The following is an 18909-nucleotide window of genomic DNA, read 5'->3' on the forward strand; positions in this document are numbered from 1 at the left end:
GGGAGAGTTCACATGCACCACTTTACTCGGGCAGCGTTCGTTGCCACCGGCTTCCTCACCGGCGCGATCGGCTTTTCGGTTTCCGCATCGGCGCAGACCAAATGGGACATGCCGGTGCCTTACGGCGACACGAATTTCCACACGCAGAACATCGTCCAGTTCGCCGACGAGGTGAAGAGCGCCACCGATGGCGGGCTGGAGATCACGGTCCACTCTAACGGTTCGCTGTTCAAGCATCCGGACATCAAGAACGCCGTCCGCCAGGGTCTGGCGCAGATCGGCGAGATCCTTGGTTCGCGCCTGTCCAACGAGGATCCGATCTACGAGGCGGACTCGATCCCGTTCCTGGCGACCAGCTATGACGATGCGCGCAAGCTATACGACGCGTCCAGGGATGCGCTGGCGGCGAAGCTGGAAGAGCAGGGGCTGCAGCTTCTGTTCTCGGTGCCGTGGCCGCCGCAGGGCATCTACACCAAGAAGGAGATCGCCACGGTGGACGATCTCAAGGGCCTGAAGATGCGCGCCTACAATGCCGCGACCGAAAGGCTGGCGCAGCTTGCCGGCGCGCTGCCGACCCAGGTCGAGGTGCCGGACCTTCCGACCGCTTTCGCGACCGGCCGGGTCGAGGCGATGATCACCTCGCCTTCGACGGGCGCCAACTCGAAGGTCTGGGATTTCTTGTCGCATTATTCGGACGCGCAGGCCTGGCTGCCGCGCAACATGGTGTTCGTCAATCAGGCGGCGTTCGCCGCGCTGCCGGAAGACCAGCAGAAGGCGGTGCTCGATGCCGCAGCTGCCGCCGAGACGCGCGGCTGGGAGGCTTCGGTCAAGGAAACCGAAGAAAAGACCCAGGCGCTGAAGGACAACGGCATCACCGTGACGACGCCCAGCGCCGAGCTGAAGACGGGTCTGGCCGCCTTCGGCGCGACGATGGCGGAAGAATGGGCCGCCAATGCGGGCGAGGCCGGCAAGGCCGTTCTGGACGCTTACAGCAACTGACCGGCCCGACCGGTATCCGGGCGGCGCGCGGCCGCCCGGCCAGTCCCGCGCGTTCGCAGCACCTGCGGGCGGCACCTGCTTCGATGCGGAGAAACGACGATGCGCAAATCTCTCGATCGGCTGTATGCCGTGGCGGAAGGGCTCGCCATGGCGGCGCTGTGCCTGATCGCGCTCCTGGTCCTGGCGCAGGTCCTAGGCCGGGTCGCCGACGCGGTCCTGGTTCTCTTCGGCCGGCCGCCTTACGGGTTCCTCGTCCCGTCCCTGGCGGAGATCGCGGGTTTCCTGCTGGTCGCTGCCTCGTTCCTGGCGCTGGCCGGCTCGCTGCGCGGCGGGGTGCAGATCCGCGTCACGCTGGCCATCGGCATGCTGCCGCGCGGAATGCGCCGGCTGGCCGAGATCCTGGTCCTGGCGATAGCGACGGCCCTGTCCGGCTTCTTCTTTTTCTACGCGGCCAAGCTTGCGGCGGACAGCCACCGCTTCAACGAACTGTCCTTCGGCATCATCGCGATCCCGCTGTGGATCCCGCAGGCGGCGATGGCGGCCGGCATCGGCGTCTTCACCATTGCGCTCATTGACGATCTGTGCGCCGCAATCCGCGGCGACGCGCCGTCCTATGCGGGGCACGAGGATATCGCGGCGGAGGAAATCTGATGGAGCTGGCGTCTATCTCGCTGATCCTCGGCGCCCTTCTTCTCGCCCTGCTGACCGCGGGCCTGTGGGTGGCGCTGGCACTGATGGCGGCCGGGCTGACCGCGATCTTCCTGATGGTGTCCGTGCCGCCCGGAGCGGTGATGGCGACGACGGTCTGGGGATCGATCAACTCCTGGGACCTGGCCGCCCTGCCGATGTTCATCTGGATGGGAGAGATCCTGTTCCGCACGCGGCTCGCGGAGGACATGTTCGCCGGGCTTGCGCCGTGGATGCGGCGCCTGCCGGGACGGCTGCTGCATGTGAACATCCTCGGCTGCGCGATCTTCGCGGCGGTCTCGGGATCGTCCGCGGCGACGACGGCGACGATCGGGCGGATGTCGCTGCCGGAACTGCGCCGGCGGGGCTATGACGAGCGGATGGCGATCGGATCGCTGGCGGGTTCGGGAACGCTGGGCCTGCTGATCCCGCCGTCGATCATCCTGATCGTCTATGGCGCGGCGACCGAACAATCCATCGCTCGGCTGTTCATCGCGGGCATTCTGCCGGGTGTGATGCTGGCGGCCCTGTTCATGGGCTACACGGCCGTCTGGGCGCTGATCAACCGCCGGCGCATGCCCGAGCCGGACGTGCGCGTTCCCTATCTGCAGAGGCTCTGGCAGACGCGGCGGCTGTTTCCGATCCTGGCGCTGATCGCCGGCGTGATCGGCTCGATCTATGGCGGGTTCGCGTCTCCGACAGAGGCGGCGGTGGTCGGCGTCGCGCTGTCGCTGCTCCTGTCCTGGCTGAGCGGCACGCTGAACCGGGCGACCTTCCTTGAAGCCCTGCGCAACGGGTCGCGCACGTCCTGCATGATCATCCTCATCCTTGCCGGCGCGTCGGTCCTGACGGTGGCGATGGGCTATACGGGGATCCCGCGGGCTCTGGCGCAGTTCATCGCCGAGCAGGGATATTCTCCCTATGCGCTGCTGGCCGCCCTGACGCTGTTCTTCGTCGTTCTCGGCTGTTTCCTCGACGGCATCTCGATCGTCGTGCTGACGGCGTCGGTGATCCTGCCCATGGTGGAGGCGGCAGGCCTCGACATCATCTGGTTCGGAATCTATCTGGTGCTGGTGGTCGAGATGAGCCAGATCACGCCGCCGGTGGGTTTCAACCTGTTCGTCATTCAGGGGCTGACCGGCCACAACATCCTCAGGGTCGCGGGAATGACGCTGCCCTTCTTCCTGATGATGATCGTCGCCGTGGTGCTGATCATCCTGTTTCCGCAACTGGCGTTGTGGTTGCCGCAAACCATGCTCGCGAGGTGAACATGTCGACTGCCGAACGGAAGATCGGTCCCGTCGTTTCGGCGGCTCATCTGGCCGCCGGCGCCATGCCGGCGCTGTCGGAGATCGAGTTCGCCATGACGGTGATGAACCATTCCTTCGAACGCTGGATGGTGCGTTGCATGGCGGCGGCGGGCGTGCCCGGCCTGCAGCCGGTCGCAGTTCATCTGCTACACGCGGTCAATCACCGCAACCGCGAGAAGACCCTGGCGGAACTGTGCATGATGTTCTCGATCGAGGACGTGCATGTGGTCTCTTATGCGATCAAGAAGCTTGCGGCACTCGGGCTGGTGAAGACCGGACGGCGCGGCAAGGAGAAGACCGTCAAGGCGACCGCCGCGGGCATTGCCGCCTGCGAACGCTATCACGAGGTGCGCGAGGCGCTGCTGATCGCCAGTACCAGGCGGCTTGGTCTCGAGGAGGATGCCCTCTCCAACATCGCGGCGGTGATGCGGGCGATCTCCGGCCAGTACGACCAGGCGGCGCGCAGCGCGACGAGCCTTTAGCGTCAGGGCCGGTCCCCGCATTGTTACGCATGGTCACTCATCGTGACGCAACCTGATCTTCTCCGACGCATTGTTGACGGCGAGGCGCGATATGCCGACCTCGTAAGATGCGAATTTGCAAGGAGAGTGGAAATGAAGACGTTTTTGACAGCTGCCGTTTCGGGTCTCGCGCTGCTTGGTCTCGCTGCCTGCAGCGAAGGCGACAACACGACAACGCAGAGCGTCGAACCCACGCAGCAGGACACGGCTCCGCTGGAATCGCCTTCGGCCGCGCCTGAGACGCAGGACACCATGCCGCAGAACCAGGACGGAACCACGAGTCAGTAGCGCCGCGAGGCGTCTGTAACCCGCCTCTGGCGGGCACATTCGGACAGAACCTGCCGGGTGGGAACGCGTTCCCGCCCGGCGTTCCGGCATGTCGGGTCTTTTTCCTGAAACTGCCGGCTCGAAATTGCCGGTATTTGCCGTTAGAAAGCGGCATGACTTTCTGGGCCCGCTTAGCAGATCTCATCACCCGTGCGCCCGGCGGCGCGCTTTCAGCCATCGTAGAAGCCCTCAGAACGGTGTTCGAGGGGGATCCGCAACTGCGCCGGCGCGTGGCGTTCTCGATCGCCATCATCGCGCTGTCGGCCAAGATGGCGAAGGCCGACGGCGTCGTGACGCCGGACGAGATCCAGGCCTTTCACGAGATCTTCTCGGTGCCGAACGACGAACGCGCCAATGTTTCAAGGCTGTACCGGCTGGCGCAGCAGGACGTGGCTGGGTTCGAGGCCTATGCATCCCAAATGGCCGGGCTGTGCGGGTCGGGAGGCCCGAACTGCCTTGTCCTGGAAGACATCCTCGACGCGCTGTTCCATATCGCCAAGGCCGACGGCGTGATCCACGAGAAAGAGACGGCCTTCCTTCGGCGCGTGGCGGAGATCTTCCGCATCGGCGAGGATCACTTCGAGCAACTGATGTCGCGGCACGCGATTCTCGGCGAGGGCGATCCCTATCTGGTGCTCGGCGTGGCGCGGGGCGCGCCGTTCGACGAGATCAAGAAGCGCTATCGCCGGCTGGTTTCGGAGAATCATCCCGACCGGCTGATCGCCCGGGGCGTGCCGGAAGAGTTCCTCGCGATTGCCAACACGCGGCTGGCGGCGATCAACGGAGCATTCGAAAGCATCGAGAGGGCGAGGGTGCGGGCGTGACCGATCCGGGCGTCGAGGCTCCTTTCGCCGCCAGCTTCACACCCGATTTCGCCGGAGCAGATGTCTGCCCCTCTCCCAATTTCGGGGAACGGCGCGGCGGCGGGCGGCCCGATGCGTTGATCCTTCATTATACCGGCATGGAAACCGGCGATGGCGCGCAGGCGTGGCTATGCGACCCGCGCAGCGAGGTATCGAGCCACTATCTCGTGCATGAGGACGGAAGGGTGGTGCAGATGGTGCGCGAGGCCGATCGCGCCTGGCACGCCGGCCGTGGATCCTGGCGGGGCGTCGACGACGTCAATTCCTTCTCCATCGGCATCGAAATCGTCAATCCGGGACATTTCCTGGGCTTTACGGAGTTCCCGAAGCCGCAGATCGCGGCCGTCATCGCGCTCGGGAACGATATCTGCCGCCGGCACGCCATCCCTCCGGAGCGGGTGCTGGCGCATTCGGACATCACTCCGGGGCGCAAGATCGATCCGGGCGAGAAGTTCCCGTGGGAAGCGCTGGCGGCGGCGGGGCTCGGCCATCTGGTCGCGCCGGCGCCGATCACGCCCGGACGGATACTTGGCCCCGGTGACGGCGGGCCGGCTGTTGCCGCCCTGCAAAGGATGCTGGCGCTCTATGGCTACGGGGTCGAGGAAACGGGCCTCTACGACGAGGCGACTCGGATCGTCGTGCAAGAATTTCAGAGACATTTTCGGCGCGCCCGTGTGGATGGGCTTGCAGATCTGTCGAGCTGCGAAACATTGCGCAGATTACTCGACACTCTCGGGAGCTTTGACCGGGCGACCTGACCCGCTGCTCTGCACTGTTCCGGAACAGTATTACGAAGATTCATAATAATTGAATTGATGCGCCATTTTTGTCTCGCCTTCGCCTGCGAAAGACCAAGCCGCGTTGAGGCTGAGGGGTGTCGCTCCGGGCTTCGCTAATGCCAAACAACTGCCCGGCGACGGTGCCGCGGCTACAGATTTACGGGTCGAAATGAAAATCAAAATCCTACTCGCGGCAGCGCTCGTTGCCGGCGCCACTGCCTCTGTGTCTCATGCCGAGGACAAGTTCAACTACTCGCAGACCATCGCGACTTTCTCCGCCAAGAAGGCGGCCGTGAAAACCGCCGACGGCGAAGAGGCGGCAAACCCTCTCCGCGATTTCATTCGCGGCGGCCAGACCGCAAAGTCGGCCGGCGTGGACCGGACCACGACATCGTCGATCACCACGCGCAAGACGGTCGAGACCGGTACTGCCAAGTCCGGCAAGGGCAAGGCTGCGAAGGGCAAGACCGCAAAGGGCGGCAAGACCGTGAAGAGCACCAAGAGCGCCAAGGGCGGCTCCTACCAGACGATCATCGCGCGCTATGCCTCGGCCTATGGCGTTCCCACCTCGCTGGCCAACGCCGTGGTGCGCATCGAGAGCAACTATCGCGCCAATGCGCGGGGCGCGGCCGGCGAGATCGGGCTGATGCAGATCAAGCCCGCGACGGCGCGCATGATGGGGTATCGCGGCTCCGCCAAGGGGCTCTATCATCCCGACACCAACATCAAGTACGGCATGAAGTATCTCGCCCAGGCGCACAAGCTGGGCGGCGGCAGCACCTGCGGCACGATCCTGAAGTACAATGCGGGCCATGGCGCCAAGCGCATGAACCCGATCTCCTCGCGCTACTGCGCGAAGGTGAAGCGGATTCTCGGACACTAGACTTTTCGTCGGAGCATCGGACCGAAAACCGGAATCCGGTTTTTTGGCTGTTCCGATGCTCTGTGTCCGGGATGCGAGGGTTTTGCGCGCGGCGCATGCGTTTTGAGTTGCGTTTTGTCGCGCGAAACCCTTTATACGCCTTACCAGCCGGTCGGACGGCCGCGTGGACAGACGCCGAAAGGTTGTTCGCGAGGAAAGTCCGGGCTCCACGGAAAGACGGTGCCGGATAACGTCCGGCGGGGGAAACCCCAGGGAAAGTGCCACAGAAAGCAGACCGCCCCGCCTGTTTTTCGGTTCGTTCGCCCCTGAAGCGCTCTGCGCCGGGGAGCGATGTCGGGAACCGAAATGCTGGCGGGGCAAGGGTGAAAGGGTGGGGTAAGAGCCCACCGCGTCTCCGGTAACGGCGGCGGCATGGTAAACCCCACCGGGAGCAAGACCGAATAGGGACGGCGCGAGGGGAAACTCTCAGGGCTTTTTCCGGCCCGACCGTCCGGGTAGGTTGCTTGAGGCCGATGGTAACACCGGCCCCAGAGGAATGGTCGTCACGTTGCGCCGCTTTCGGGCGGCGTGGCCATACAGAACCCGGCTTACAGACCGGCTGGCGCTTTATCTTTCAATGTCTTGCGGCGTGTTCCGCCGAAAATGATTCAGGTTCCCATACGGGTCGAACCGCCTGGGCGGATCCCGCCGAGCGCGGCCTCGATGGCCCGCCACAATTCCTCCACCGGCTCGCAGCCGACCGAAAGGCGCACGAAGCCCGGTTCCACCGCATCGCCCCATCGCGCCCGCCGTTCCGCGGAGGTATGCACGCCGCCGAAGGACGTGGCGGCCTCGATCAGCGGGCAGGCGTCGATGAAGGCATCGGCCTCCAGGGCGGAGCCCAGCGTGAGGCCGATCAGCGACCCGAAGCGCAGCATCTGCCCGCTCGCCAGCGCGTGGGATGGATCGGAGGGCAGACCGGGATAGCGCAGCCGGCGCACGGCCGGGTGGCCGGCGAGCCGGGCGGCGATCGTCTCGGCCGAACTGCACATCCGGTCGAAGCGCAGCTCGAGCGTCTCCAGCCCGCGATGCATCAGCCAGGTCTCGAAGGGGCCGGGAATGGCGCCTGACAGTTTTCGCCATTCGCGTAGGGTGGCGACCACCCGCGCATTCCTGCTGGCGACGTGGCCGAACAGCACGTCCGAGTGCCCGTTCGGCGCCTTGGTGTCGGCGGCGAGGACGATGTCCGCGCCGAGATCGAGCGGGCGCTGGCCGAAAGGGGTCATCGTCGTGTTGTCGGCGACGACGAGGCCACCTGCCGCATGAACGGCATCGGCGACCGCGCGGATGTCGCAGACATCGAGGCCTGGGTTCGACGGCGTCTCGACGAGGACCAGCCGGTATCCTTCGAAACCGCCGTCCAGATAACCCGCTGTGGGTCGCGTGTCCCAATCGATACCCAGCCGCGACAGGAACCGCTCCGCCAGGACGCGCGGCGTGTAGTAGCCGTCCTCCGGCAAAAGGATGCGATCTCCGGTCTTCAGCAGGGAGAAGAAGACCGCCGAGATCGCCGCCATCCCGGACGGAAAGATCACGCTTTCGGCGTCTTCCAGATGGGCGAGCGCCGTTTCCAGGACCTCCCATGTCGGATTGTCGTAGCGCCCGTACTGCCGTGCGCCCGCCGGATCGCCGGGCAGATGGAAAACGGAACTCAGCACGAGCGGCGCGGCGAGCGGATCGCCTTTGGCGCGGCCGGATGCGTGAAGATGTGCAAGCTCTGCGGCGCGGGAGGGCATTCGGTCGGGGCGGTCGGGCATCGGTTCCTCGGCAGGGGCGGCGTCGGTGGCGGGGCGGCGGTCGATCCAGACTGCCTGACGGCCTTCCTAACGCTTCGTTAGCCTTAATGCACGATAAATACGGTTCCCCGGCTCTTGCCGGAAATGCCTCGAATGCAGCGGTTTGTGAGGTTTAATCCCGTTGACGCCCATATTGCCCCATGATACCCCATAGAGCAAATCAGCGTTTCGTTGCGGTCGGCGTATGGGGTCTGTCCGTGTCTCTCCCGGTTCGGGGTCGGCACGGCAGTCGGAACTTACCCTTGCAGGGGAGCGGGCAGGTGTTCGAGGAGCCGTGTTCGGCGGCGATTGAAAAGATGCAAAGGGGTGTCGGCCGGATGGCCGCAACGCGTCATGGACCGGTTTCTGTCGAGTGCAATCAACAGGATCGATTCGAAGGGACGGGTCTCCGTTCCGGCGCATTTTCGGGCTGTCGTGCAGAAGCGCGGCTTCACCGAGCTCTATGCCCTGCGGGCACTGGATATTCCGGCAATGGATGTGGGCGGGCTCGACCTGCTCGACCGCTACGAGGAGCGGATCGCGCAGGAGGATCCGTTCCTGCAGACGGCGGACGACATGTCCTTCTTCATTCACGGCGACGGGGCGTTCCTGAAGCTCGACCAGGACGGGCGCATCACGGTGACGGACTTTCTGCGCGAGCACACGGGCATCACGACGGACGTGGCCTTTGTCGGACGCGGCCTCTTCTTCCAGATCTGGGAGCCGGAACGTTTGAAGACGCACGGGCAGCAGGTGCGCGAGCGGCTGCTGAAGCTTCGGCAGGCGGCCAGTTCGGCCCGAGCCGCTGGACAAGCGACGAATGCCGGCGTTACCGCCGGACAGCCGGAATGATGGCGGGCCCCGGCGGCGAAAGCCAGGCCGGTGGCGGACCGGCCCGCCACATTCCGGTTCTTCTCGACGCCGTCCTCGATGCGCTTTCGCCACATCAGGGAGCGGTTTTCATAGATGGCACCTTTGGCGCGGGCGGCTATACGACAGCGCTGCTCGAGGCTGGTGCATCCGTCATCGCCATCGACCGCGATCCGACGGCGATCGCGACGGGCCAGCCGCTCGTCGCCCGCTGGGGCGGGCAACTGCGCCTGGTGGAGGACCGGTTCTCCAATCTCGACGCGGTGGCGGGCGATCCGGTGGATGGCGTCGTTCTCGATATCGGCGTCTCCTCCATGCAGATCGACCAGGCGGTGCGCGGCTTCTCCTTCCAGAAGGACGGGCCGCTGGACATGCGCATGGAAGGCAGGGGGCTGAGCGCGGCCGACGTGGTCAACACGATGAAGGCGGGCGATCTCGCGCGCATCTTCGGCATTCTGGGCGAGGAGCGGCAGGCCGGACGCATCGCCCGCGCGCTGGAAAGGATGCGCGCCGAGAAACCGTTCGAGACGACGCTCGATCTCGCCAATGCCGTCGAGAAGATCGTCGGACGCCGCCCCCAGGAGAAGATCCATCCGGCGACGCGCGTCTTCCAGGGCTTGCGCATCTTCGTGAACGACGAACTGGGCGAACTGGCGCGGGCGCTGTTCGCTGCCGAGCGGATACTGAAGCCCGGCGGACGCCTCGTGGTGGTGACGTTCCATTCGCTCGAGGATCGCATCGTCAAGCGCTTCATGAGCGAACGGGCCGGCGGGCAGGGCGGGTCGCGCCATCTCCCGGAGGTCGAAGCCGCCGCGGCGATCTTCGAGAAGCCGGCCAAATCGGTCATCGCGGGCAAGGACGAGGCGGCGCGCAATCCGCGCGCGCGCTCGGCAAGGCTGCGTCTGGCCGTGCGGACAGGCACACCGGCCGGGGAGCCGGATTTCGCGCTTGTCGGCCTGTCGCGGTATCCGCGCCCGCAAGCTGTTGGTGAAAGGTAGACGATCCGATGTTTCGAACCAGCGATGTAGTCCTGATCACCGTGATGCTGGCGGCGGCGACCTTCACCTACAAGACCAAGCACGACGCCGAGGCGAAATACACGCAATTGCGCAAGATCGAGACGCAGGCCCAGCTCGAGGAAGACACGATCGACATCCTGCGCGCCGACTGGAGCCTCCTGACGCAGCCGGCCCGTCTTCAGCGGCTGGCCGAGACCTATCAGGACGAACTGGGGCTTGAACCGGTGGAGGCGCCGCGACTGGCGGAGTTCCGCGACCTGCCGCAGGCGCCGCTGACGATCGAGGGATTGATGACGGACATGGCCGCGGCCGGCGATGCGCACGACCAGACCGTTACGGGGGCGGTGCAGCCATGAGCGAGGCGGGCGGTTACGTGGACGGTCTCGATGATGCCGCCGTGCGGGCGGGAGCGGCGACGATCGTCATGGACGGGGCGCGCAAGGCGCGCGGCGGGCGGGCGCAGAACCGCGTCGTCATGGCCATGGCGGTCCTGTTCGGCATCTATGCCGCCATCGGCGGGCGGCTGGTCATGCTGGCGCTGCAGGACGAACCCGAGGCGAGCCTGCCGGCGGCGCGCGTGACGGCCTCGCGGCCGGACCTCGTGGACCGCAACGGCGAGGTGCTGGCGACCGACATCAAGACCGCCTCGCTCTTTGCCGAGCCGCGGCGCATCGTCGACATCGACGAAGCCATCGAGAAGCTCTCCACCGTTCTGCCCGATCTCGACTACCAGCAGGCCTATCGCCGGCTGGACAGCGATGCGGGCTTCGTCTGGCTCAGGCGCCAGCTTTCGCCGCGCCAGCAGGCCGACATCCTGGGGCTCGGGATTCCTGGCCTCGGTTTCCGGACCGAGAAGCGGCGCTTCTATCCCGGCGGCCCGACTGCTTCGCATATCCTCGGCCTGGTCAATATCGACAACAAGGGCATCGCCGGCATCGAGAAATTCGTCGACGATCAGGGGCTTGCCGATCTCCAGGCGACCGGGCTGGCGGTGGCCGGCCATCTGGAACCCGTCCGACTGTCGATCGACCTGCGTGTGCAGCACATCATTCGCGACGAGATGATCAGCGCCCTCGAGCGCTACAAGGCGATCGCGGCCGGCGCGGTGATGATGAACGCCCGCACCGGCGAGGTTCTTGGCATGGCCTCCGTGCCCGACTACGACCCGAACAATCCCGTCAATGCGCTCGACAAGGATCGGCTGAACCGCGTCTCGGCCGGCGTGTTCGAGATGGGGTCCACCTTCAAGCTGTTCACCACGGCGATGGCGCTCGACTCGGGTCTGGTCAGCATCACGGACAAGTTCGACGCGACGCGGCCGCTGCGCATCGGCGGCTTCACAATCAACGACTTCCATGGCAAGCGCCGCGTGCTGACGGTGCCCGAGATCTTCATCTATTCCTCGAACATCGGCACGGCCAAGATGGCCGATGTGGTGGGCATAGAGGGGCATCGCGCTTTCATCAAGAAGGTCGGCCTGCTCGACCGCACGCCCACCGAACTGCCCGAGGTCGCGCTGCCGACCGAGCCGAAGGAATGGAAGAAGATCAATTCCGTCACGATCTCCTACGGTCACGGCATGGCAACCACGCCGCTGCAGACCGCCATGGCGGCGGTGGCGATGGTCAATGGCGGCAAGCTGATCCCGCCGACATTCCTGCCGCGCAGCGAGGCGGAGGCTGCCACGCTCGCCGAGCAGGTGATCTCGCCGAAGACCAGCGCGGAGGTGCGCTATCTGTTCCGCTACAATGTCGAGAAGGGATCTGGCCGTCGCTCGGACGTGGATGGCTATTTCGTCGGCGGCAAGACCGGAACGGCCGAAAAGGTCGTCAACGGCCGCTACTCCAACGACACGCGCTTCAACGCTTTCATCGGCGCCTTTCCGGCCGACGATCCCGAATATGTGGTGCTCGTCTTCATCGACGAGCCGAAGCCGGAACGGGAGGGGATCGGCGCCACTTCGGGCCTGAACGCGGCGCCGATGGTGAGCAACATCATCCGCCGCTCCGCGCCGCTGCTTGGCGTGAAGCCGAAATTCCGTCATGAAAGTGATGCTTTGCTGGTCTCCCAGCAGTGAGTCGGCACGGTGCACCGTGGAGCGAACGTTATTGAAGAAACCGGATCGCGATGAAGTTCAGTGAATTTGCAGACATTCTGCCGCAAGCGGGACCGGTGCCCGCGGGGGTGGAGATATCCGGAATTTCGTCGGATTCGCGGCGTGTCGAACGGGGACATCTTTTCTTTGCACTGGCCGGCACGCGCGCCGATGGTGCGGCGTTCGCCAGCGATGCGGTCAGCCGCGGCGCCGTTGCCGTCGTGGCGCCGAAGGGGGCATTGAAGGACGATCCCGGCGCGCCGGTTCTCGAGGTCGAAGACGCAAGGCGGGCCCTTGCCTTCAGCGCCGCCCGCCTGTTTCCACGCCAGCCCGCAACCATGGTCGCCGTCACCGGAACCAGCGGCAAGACCTCGGTCGCTTCCTTCACGCGCCAGATCTGGGAGCATGCGGGTCTGGCCGCGGCGAGCATCGGCACGACCGGTGTCGTGGCACCCGGCCGCGACGAGTATGGCGAACTGACTACGCCCGATCCGATCGCGCTGCACCGGCTGCTCGATGAACTGGCGGGCGACGGGGTCACCCATGCGTCGATGGAGGCCTCGAGCCACGGGCTCGACCAGCGCCGCCTCGACGGTGTGCGCCTTGCCGCCGGCGGCTTCACCAATCTCGGCCGCGACCACATGGACTACCACCCGACGGTCGAGGATTATCACCGGGCCAAGCTGCGCCTGTTCGACACGCTGATGCCGAAAGGCGCGCCGGCGGTGATCTTCGCCGACGACCCATGGTCGCAGCCGACCGAGGCGGCGGCGCGCGCGGCCGGGCTGGATGTCAGGACGGTCGGGCGGCACGGTACGTTCCTCTCCCTGAAGCGGGTCGAGCACGAGCGGCATCGCCAGCGCGCCGAGATCGAGCATGCCGGGACGATCTTCGAGGTCGACCTGCCGCTTGCCGGCGATTTCCAGGTCGCCAACGCACTGGTGGCGGCCGGACTGGCCATCGGCACGGGAACCCCGGCTGAGACCGTTTTCAAGGCGCTCGAACATCTGAAGGGTGCGTCCGGACGGCTCGAGTTGGTCGGCTCGGCGGAGAACGGCGCGCAGGTCTACGTCGATTACGCGCACAAGCCGGACGGGCTGGAGAACGTGCTCCTGTCGGTGCGGCCGTTCACCACGGGGCGCGTCATCGTCGTGTTCGGCTGCGGCGGCGACCGCGACCGCGGCAAGCGGCCGATCATGGGCGAGATCGCCACGCGGCTTGCCGACGTGGCGATCGTCACCGACGACAACCCGCGCTCCGAGGAGCCGGCCTCGATCCGCGCCGCGATCATGGAGGCGGCGCCCGGCGCCGTCGAGATCGGCGACCGGCACGAGGCGATCCGCTCCGCCGTCGCGATGCTCGCCGAGGGCGACACGCTGATCGTCGCCGGCAAGGGGCATGAGACCGGCCAGGAAATCGCCGGGACCAAGCATCATTTCTCCGACCATGAGGAAGTGCGCGCGGCGCTCGCGGAGCGGCGCCCATGAGCGCGCTCTGGTCTTTCGAGGAGCTGGTGCAGGCGACCGGCGGGCGTCCGCTCGGGCAGGCGCCGAATGGCATTTCCGGCATCTCGATCGACACGCGCACGCTTGAGGCGGGCGACGCCTTCTTCGCCATCCAGGGCGAGCAGTTCGACGGACATGATTTCGCGACGGCGGCCATGGCGGCGGGCGCTTCCGTCCTCGTCGTCTCGGAAGGCAAGCTGCCGGCGCTCGGGCGGCTGGCGGTGGCCAAGCTGGTCGTGCCGGATGTGCTGAAGGCGCTGGAGGATCTCGGCCGGGCGGCCAGGGCGCGCACCAAGGCGAAGGTCATCGCGGTGACCGGTTCGGTCGGCAAGACCTCGACCAAGGAGATGATGCGCCAGGCGCTCTCATCCGTCGGAGCGGTGCATGCGGCGGACCGCTCGTTCAACAATCACTGGGGCGTGCCGCTCACCCTGGCGCGCATGCCGGCCGATTGCGACTATGCGGTGATCGAGATCGGCATGAACCATCCCGACGAGATTCGCCCCCTGGTCAAGATGACGCGCCCGCATGTCGCCATCGTCACGCTGGTGGCGGCGGCGCATCTGGGTTTCTTCAAGACCATCGAGGAGATCGCACGGGCCAAGGGCGAGATTTTCGAGGGCGTCGTCAAGGGCGGGCACGCGCTGATCAACCGCGACGACAAGCGCTGGAAAACGCTGGTTAAGCTCGCCGAGGATGCCGGCGTGAAGCATGTCTGGGGTTTTGGCGAGAATGCGCGGGCCGAGGTGCGGCTTATGCATGCCGAACTCGGGCCGGTGTCGTCGACCATGACGGTCAGGATCGCCAGTGAGGAAATCGAGGCGCGGCTCGGCGCCCCCGGAAGACACATGGTGCAGAACGCGCTGGCCGTGCTGGGTGCGGCGAAGCTCGCCGGCGCTGATCTGGGCAAGGTGGCGCTGGCGCTGGGATCGTTCCGCGCCGAGGCCGGTCGCGGCCAGCGGCACCGCCTGCGGCTGAAGGACGGCGCGTTCACGCTGATCGACGAAAGCTATAACGCCAATCCGGCATCGATGGCGGCGGCCTTCGACCTGCTCGGCAAGGCGGACGTGCCGGCCGGCGGGCGACGCATCGCCGTCCTGGGCGACATGGCCGAGCTCGGCGCCCATTCGCAGAAGCTACACGCGGACATTGCCGGCCTCGTGGCGGAAGCGGGCACCGATCTGGTGTTCCTGGCGGGCCGCGAGATGAAGGCGCTCGCCGACGCGCTGCCGAAGGAACTGCCGGTCGAGTATCGCGAGCGGACGGATGATTTGCGCGACCTGGTGGTCGGTGCGGTCCGGCCGGGTGACGCGGTGATGGTCAAATCGTCGAAAAGCACGGGGTTCAACCGGCTCGTCGATGCCTTTCTCAACACCTATCCGGGCGCGGCGACGGGGGACTGAACCATGCTGATGATGCTTGCCGAACTTGCCGATGAAGTGTCGGTGTTCAATGTGTTCCGCTACATCACCTTTCGGACCGGAGCGGCGCTGATCACCTCGGCGCTGATCGTGTTCCTGTTCGGGCCGATGATCATCAACTCGCTTCGGGTGCGCCAGGGCAAGGGGCAGCCGATCCGGGCCGACGGGCCGCAGACCCATTTCAAGAAGGCCGGCACGCCGACCATGGGCGGGCTGATGATCCTGTCGGGCATCCTCGGTTCCTGCGCGCTTTGGGCCAATCTCTCCAGCGTCTATGTCTGGGTCGTGCTGATGGTGACGATCGGCTTCGGCGCGATCGGCTTCTACGACGACTATCTGAAGGTCACCAAGCAGTCGCATCTGGGGTTCTCGGGCAAGCTCAGGCTGCTGGCGGAGTTCCTGATCGCCGGGATCGCCGCATGGTTCATCATGCGGGCGGGACAGGCGCCGTTCTCCTCGTCGCTGACATTCCCCTTCTTCAAGGACTTCCTGATCAATCTCGGCATCTTCTTCATTCCGTTCGCCGCCTTCGTCATCGTCGGGGCTGGCAATGCGGTCAATCTGACGGACGGGCTGGACGGGCTGGCGACGGTGCCGGTCATGGTGGTGGCGGCGTCCTTCGGCGTCATCGCCTATCTTTCGGGCAACGCCATCTTCGCCAACTATCTGCAGATCCATTTCGTGCCGGGCACGGGCGAGCTGGCCGTGATCCTCGGCGCCGTCATCGGCGCGGGGCTTGGCTTCCTCTGGTTCAATGCGCCGCCCGCCGCCATCTTCATGGGCGATACCGGTTCGCTGGCGCTCGGCGGCCTGATCGGTTCCATCGCGGTCGCCACCAAGCATGAGATCGTGCTGGCCATCATCGGCGGCCTGTTCGTCGTCGAGATCCTGTCGGTGATTATCCAGGTGGCGGTCTTCAAGATGACCGGCAAGCGGGTGTTCCTGATGGCCCCGATCCACCATCATTTCGAAAAACTCGGCTGGACGGAAAGCCAGGTGGTGATCCGCTTCTGGATCATCGCCGTGCTGCTCGCCCTGATCGGGCTTTCGACGCTGAAGCTGCGGTAGAATACCTGATGCCGAGCACGTCACACCCCCCTCTGGCCTGCCGGCCATCTCCCCCTCAAGGGGGGAGATCGGGCGGTTGCATTGGTTTCGCCAGTCAATTGAACGCGCGCTTCGTGCATGACGTGATCATCTCCCCCCGTGAGGGGGAGATGGCCGGCAGGCCAGAGGGGGGTATCCTGGCGGGGCATTTGCGATGATCCCGGCGACCACCTTCAACAATAAAGAGGTCGCCCTGTTCGGCCTGGGCGGTTCCGGCGTCGCGACGGCGCGCGCGCTCGTGGAGGGCGGTGCGGCGGTGACGGCTTTCGACGACAACCCGCAGAGCGTGGCGCGCGCCGGAGCGGAAGGGATCGCCACCGGCGATCTGCGGATGCTGGACTGGTCGAAGCTCGCCGGGTTCGTGCTGTCGCCGGGCGTGCCGCTGACCCATCCGCGCCCGCACTGGAGCGCCGAGCTTGCGCAGGCGGCCGGCGTCGAGATCATCGGCGACATCGAGCTGTTCGCCCGCGAACGGCGCGCCCATGCGCCTGAAGCGCCGCTCATTGCCGTCACGGGCACCAACGGCAAGTCGACGACGACGGCGCTGATCGCGCATATCCTGGCCTCCGCCGGACGCGACACGCAGATGGGCGGCAATATCGGCCGGGCCGTGATGACCCTCGATCCGCCCAGATCCGATCGGCACTATGTGGTCGAGTGCTCCTCCTACCAGATCGATCTCGCGCCGACGCTCGATCCGAGCGTCGGGCTGCTGCTCAACCTGTCGCCCGATCACCTCGACCGGCACGGCACGATGCGGCACTACGCCGATATCAAGGAGCGGCTGGTCGCGCAAAGCGGGTTGGCGATCGTCGGCGTCGACGACGCGGATTGCCGGCGCATCGCCGATGAGCTGGAGACGGCGGGGCGCGACGTGCAACGCATCTCGGTTCAGGGACCACTCGATGACGGGTTCTTCGCCGACGGCACGACGCTGATGCGGGCGCAGGCCGGCAAGGCTAGGGCGCTGGCCTCGCTCGAGGGCGTCGGCTCCCTGCGCGGCGCGCACAATGCCCAGAACGCGCTGGCCGCGCTCGCCGCCTGTCTGGCCTGCGGGCTGTCGCCGGACGAGGTCCAGGCCGGACTCGGGAGCTTTCCAGGCCTCGCGCACCGCATGGAGCAGGTGGCGCGCAAGGGGCGCGTGCTGTTCGTCAACGATTCCAAGGCGACCAATGCGGACGCCGCCGAGCGCGCCCTGTCGAGCTTCGAGCGCATCTACTGGATCGCCGGCGGGCTGCCGAAGGATGGCGGCATCGAAGCGCTGAAACCGTTTTTCCCGCGCATCGCCAAGGCCTATCTCGTCGGCGAGGCGGCGCCTGCTTTCGCTGCGACCATCGGGGAGGCGACGCCCTTCGAAATTTCGGGTACCATCGCCGCAGCCGTTGACCATGCGGCGCGTGATGCGGCGGGCGATCCCGCGCCGGAGGCCGTGGTCCTGTTGTCGCCGGCCTGTGCGAGTTTCGATCAGTTCAGAAATTTCGAAGTGCGTGGCGATGCCTTCCGCGAAGCGGTGCGTTCGCTCGCCGGCACGCAGATGATGGGGAGCAAGTGACATGGTGAGCCGGACCGACCGAAGCCCTGTCGCCAACTGGTGGTGGACCATCGACCGCTGGTTCCTGGCAGCGTTCCTGATGCTGATGGGGCTCGGCGTCGTGCTGTCGTTCGCCGCAAGCCCGGCCGTCGCCGAGCGCATCGGCCTGCCGAGTTTCCATTTCGTGACCCGGCAGATCATCTTCATGCTGCCGGCAGTGGCGATCATGATCGGGGTGTCGTTCCTCAACGCGCGTCAGGTGCGGCGGCTGGCGCTGCTGATGCTCGCCGGGGCGCTGGTGCTCATGGTCCTGACCCTCTTTGCCGGCATGGAGGTGAAGGGTTCGCGGCGCTGGCTGCACATCTTCGGCGTTTCCGTGCAGCCCTCGGAATATCTGAAACCCGCCTTCGTGGTGATCTGCGCCTGGTTGTTCCACGAGCATGCACGGCAGCCGGAAATCCCCGGCAATCTCTTCGCGATGCTGCTTCTCGGCCTCATCATCGCGCTTCTGGTGGCGCAGCCCGATCTCGGCCAGACCATGCTGGTGCTCGGCACGTGGGGCGCGATGTTCTTCATCGCCGGCATGCCATGGCTGTGGATCGCCGTGCTCGGGACGCTGGGTGCGGGCGGCGCGTTCCTCGCCTACACGGCCTTCCCCCACGTGGCCTCCCGCATCGACCGCTTCCTGACCGGCGAGGGCGACACCTATCAGGTGGACATGAGCATCGAGGCGCTCATCCGCGGCGGCTGGTTCGGACGGGGACCGGGCGAGGGCACGGTGAAGCGCATCCTTCCCGACAGCCATTCGGACTTCGTCTTCGCGGTGGCCGGGGAGGAATTCGGCATCGTCCTCTGCCTCATCCTGCTCGCCCTGTTCGCCTTCGTGGTCCTGCGCGGCCTGATGAAGGCGCGGCGCGAGGACGACGATTTCACGCGCTATGCGGTCAGCGGTCTCGTGATCCTGTTCGGCTTCCAGTCGATCATCAACATGGGCGTGAATGTCCGCCTGCTCCCGGCCAAGGGCATGACGCTGCCATTCGTTTCCTATGGCGGGACCTCGCTGTTCGCCATGGCGATCTCGATGGGGTTCGTGCTGGCGCTGACGCGGCGCAAGCCCGAGAAGCGGCGGCCCGTCGCCTATGCGCCCCCTTCCGCCCATGAAGCCGTCGCCAGGTAAG

General features: G+C 66.0%; 18 protein-coding genes and 1 other RNA gene. 18 read left to right on the forward strand and 1 reads right to left on the reverse strand.

The genetic code is table 11. From position 1 onward, the window contains the following. Positions 1 to 12 precede the first annotated feature (12 nt). The 9 genes from NA2_RS00370 (at position 13) to rnpB (ending at position 6975) form a co-directional block, all read left to right on the forward strand. A complete protein-coding gene (locus NA2_RS00370) occupies positions 13 to 999 on the forward strand; it encodes a TRAP transporter substrate-binding protein (RefSeq protein WP_008592937.1) in 987 nt (328 codons plus the stop codon). A 99-nt stretch (positions 1000 to 1098) separates the two neighbouring features. After that, positions 1099 to 1650: a TRAP transporter small permease gene (locus NA2_RS00375; protein ID WP_008592940.1), complete on the forward strand. Its 552-nt coding sequence runs from the start codon at positions 1099 to 1101 to the stop codon at positions 1648 to 1650. Continuing rightward, positions 1650 to 2954, forward strand: a complete 1305-nt coding sequence (locus NA2_RS00380; RefSeq protein ID WP_008592942.1) for a TRAP transporter large permease — start codon at positions 1650 to 1652, stop codon at positions 2952 to 2954. Before NA2_RS00375 ends, NA2_RS00380 begins: the two co-directional genes overlap by 1 nt. A 2-nt stretch (positions 2955 to 2956) precedes the next feature. Beyond that, positions 2957 to 3478, forward strand: coding sequence for a winged helix DNA-binding protein (locus NA2_RS00385; RefSeq protein ID WP_040676308.1), 522 nt, complete (start codon positions 2957 to 2959; stop codon positions 3476 to 3478). A 132-nt stretch (positions 3479 to 3610) separates the two neighbouring features. After that, positions 3611 to 3805, forward strand: a complete 195-nt coding sequence (locus NA2_RS00390) for a hypothetical protein (protein ID WP_008592947.1) — start codon at positions 3611 to 3613, stop codon at positions 3803 to 3805. A 152-nt stretch (positions 3806 to 3957) separates the two neighbouring features. Then, positions 3958 to 4668: a J domain-containing protein gene (locus NA2_RS00395; protein ID WP_008592949.1), complete on the forward strand. Its 711-nt coding sequence runs from the start codon at positions 3958 to 3960 to the stop codon at positions 4666 to 4668. Then, a complete protein-coding gene (locus tag NA2_RS00400) occupies positions 4665 to 5465 on the forward strand; it encodes an N-acetylmuramoyl-L-alanine amidase (protein ID WP_008592950.1) in 801 nt (266 codons plus the stop codon). The genes NA2_RS00395 and NA2_RS00400 overlap by 4 nt, the downstream gene beginning before the upstream one ends. A 190-nt stretch (positions 5466 to 5655) precedes the next feature. Next, a complete protein-coding gene (locus NA2_RS00405; protein WP_008592953.1) occupies positions 5656 to 6369 on the forward strand; it encodes a lytic transglycosylase domain-containing protein in 714 nt (237 codons plus the stop codon). Between the two features lie 143 nt (positions 6370 to 6512). Continuing rightward, positions 6513 to 6975, forward strand: an RNA gene (gene rnpB, locus NA2_RS21220) — RNase P RNA component class A. 41 nt (positions 6976 to 7016) lie between these two features. Here rnpB and NA2_RS00410 read toward each other — a convergent pair. Next, on the reverse strand, positions 7017 to 8165 hold the full coding sequence (locus tag NA2_RS00410) for a cystathionine gamma-lyase (protein WP_008592955.1): 1149 nt from the start codon (positions 8163 to 8165) through the stop codon (positions 7017 to 7019). Between the two features lie 372 nt (positions 8166 to 8537). Between NA2_RS00410 and mraZ the strand changes: the two genes are divergently transcribed. From mraZ to ftsW, 9 genes are all read left to right on the forward strand, one after another. Further along, entirely contained in the window at positions 8538 to 9035 is a 498-nt protein-coding gene (gene mraZ, locus NA2_RS00415; protein WP_040676314.1) for a division/cell wall cluster transcriptional repressor MraZ, read from the forward strand. After that, a complete protein-coding gene (gene rsmH, locus NA2_RS00420) occupies positions 9032 to 10051 on the forward strand; it encodes a 16S rRNA (cytosine(1402)-N(4))-methyltransferase RsmH (RefSeq protein ID WP_008592959.1) in 1020 nt (339 codons plus the stop codon). Before mraZ ends, rsmH begins: the two co-directional genes overlap by 4 nt. Positions 10052 to 10059: 8 nt before the next feature. Then, the gene (gene ftsL / locus NA2_RS00425; protein WP_008592962.1) at positions 10060 to 10428 is read left to right on the forward strand and encodes a cell division protein FtsL; all 369 of its coding nucleotides are present in this window, start codon (positions 10060 to 10062) and stop codon (positions 10426 to 10428) included. Continuing rightward, positions 10425 to 12149: a peptidoglycan D,D-transpeptidase FtsI family protein gene (locus tag NA2_RS00430; protein ID WP_008592964.1), complete on the forward strand. Its 1725-nt coding sequence runs from the start codon at positions 10425 to 10427 to the stop codon at positions 12147 to 12149. Before ftsL ends, NA2_RS00430 begins: the two co-directional genes overlap by 4 nt. A 50-nt stretch (positions 12150 to 12199) precedes the next feature. Next, a complete protein-coding gene (locus NA2_RS00435; RefSeq protein ID WP_008592966.1) occupies positions 12200 to 13654 on the forward strand; it encodes a UDP-N-acetylmuramoyl-L-alanyl-D-glutamate--2,6-diaminopimelate ligase in 1455 nt (484 codons plus the stop codon). Beyond that, positions 13651 to 15075 carry a UDP-N-acetylmuramoylalanyl-D-glutamyl-2,6-diaminopimelate--D-alanyl-D-alanine ligase gene (locus tag NA2_RS00440; RefSeq protein ID WP_008592968.1) on the forward strand — a complete coding sequence of 475 codons (1425 nt, stop codon included), beginning with the start codon at positions 13651 to 13653 and terminating at the stop codon, positions 15073 to 15075. The genes NA2_RS00435 and NA2_RS00440 overlap by 4 nt, the downstream gene beginning before the upstream one ends. Before the next feature lie 3 nt (positions 15076 to 15078). Next, complete coding sequence (gene mraY, locus NA2_RS00445) at positions 15079 to 16161, forward strand: phospho-N-acetylmuramoyl-pentapeptide-transferase (protein WP_008592970.1); 1083 nt, start codon at positions 15079 to 15081, stop codon at positions 16159 to 16161. A 193-nt stretch (positions 16162 to 16354) separates the two neighbouring features. Beyond that, entirely contained in the window at positions 16355 to 17752 is a 1398-nt protein-coding gene (gene murD / locus NA2_RS00450) for a UDP-N-acetylmuramoyl-L-alanine--D-glutamate ligase (protein ID WP_008592972.1), read from the forward strand. Position 17753: 1 nt separating this feature from the next. After that, on the forward strand, positions 17754 to 18908 hold the full coding sequence (gene ftsW, locus NA2_RS00455; protein ID WP_008592975.1) for a putative lipid II flippase FtsW: 1155 nt from the start codon (positions 17754 to 17756) through the stop codon (positions 18906 to 18908). The last annotated feature ends 1 nt before the right edge of the window (position 18909 follow it).

The sequence above is a fragment of the Nitratireductor pacificus pht-3B genome (assembly GCF_000300335.1).
Taxonomy (GTDB): Bacteria; Pseudomonadota; Alphaproteobacteria; order Rhizobiales; family Rhizobiaceae; genus Nitratireductor; species Nitratireductor pacificus.

Bases quoted from the DNA above. Each gene is read 5' to 3' on its own strand.
- NA2_RS00370 (WP_008592937.1), top strand. From the start codon at position 13: ATGCACCACTTTACTCGGGCAGCGTTCGTTGCCACCGGCTTCCTCACC.
- NA2_RS00375 (WP_008592940.1), top strand. From the start codon at position 1,099: ATGCGCAAATCTCTCGATCGGCTGTATGCCGTGGCGGAAGGGCTCGCC.
- NA2_RS00380 (WP_008592942.1), top strand. From the start codon at position 1,650: ATGGAGCTGGCGTCTATCTCGCTGATCCTCGGCGCCCTTCTTCTCGCC.
- NA2_RS00385 (WP_040676308.1), top strand. From the start codon at position 2,957: ATGTCGACTGCCGAACGGAAGATCGGTCCCGTCGTTTCGGCGGCTCAT.
- NA2_RS00390 (WP_008592947.1), top strand. From the start codon at position 3,611: ATGAAGACGTTTTTGACAGCTGCCGTTTCGGGTCTCGCGCTGCTTGGT.
- NA2_RS00395 (WP_008592949.1), top strand. From the start codon at position 3,958: ATGACTTTCTGGGCCCGCTTAGCAGATCTCATCACCCGTGCGCCCGGC.
- NA2_RS00405 (WP_008592953.1), top strand. From the start codon at position 5,656: ATGAAAATCAAAATCCTACTCGCGGCAGCGCTCGTTGCCGGCGCCACT.
- NA2_RS00410 (WP_008592955.1), bottom strand. From the start codon at position 8,165: ATGCCCGACCGCCCCGACCGAATGCCCTCCCGCGCCGCAGAGCTTGCA.
- mraZ (WP_040676314.1), top strand. From the start codon at position 8,538: ATGGACCGGTTTCTGTCGAGTGCAATCAACAGGATCGATTCGAAGGGA.
- rsmH (WP_008592959.1), top strand. From the start codon at position 9,032: ATGATGGCGGGCCCCGGCGGCGAAAGCCAGGCCGGTGGCGGACCGGCC.
- ftsL (WP_008592962.1), top strand. From the start codon at position 10,060: ATGTTTCGAACCAGCGATGTAGTCCTGATCACCGTGATGCTGGCGGCG.
- NA2_RS00430 (WP_008592964.1), top strand. From the start codon at position 10,425: ATGAGCGAGGCGGGCGGTTACGTGGACGGTCTCGATGATGCCGCCGTG.
- NA2_RS00435 (WP_008592966.1), top strand. From the start codon at position 12,200: ATGAAGTTCAGTGAATTTGCAGACATTCTGCCGCAAGCGGGACCGGTG.
- NA2_RS00440 (WP_008592968.1), top strand. From the start codon at position 13,651: ATGAGCGCGCTCTGGTCTTTCGAGGAGCTGGTGCAGGCGACCGGCGGG.
- mraY (WP_008592970.1), top strand. From the start codon at position 15,079: ATGCTGATGATGCTTGCCGAACTTGCCGATGAAGTGTCGGTGTTCAAT.
- murD (WP_008592972.1), top strand. From the start codon at position 16,355: ATGATCCCGGCGACCACCTTCAACAATAAAGAGGTCGCCCTGTTCGGC.
- ftsW (WP_008592975.1), top strand. From the start codon at position 17,754: ATGGTGAGCCGGACCGACCGAAGCCCTGTCGCCAACTGGTGGTGGACC.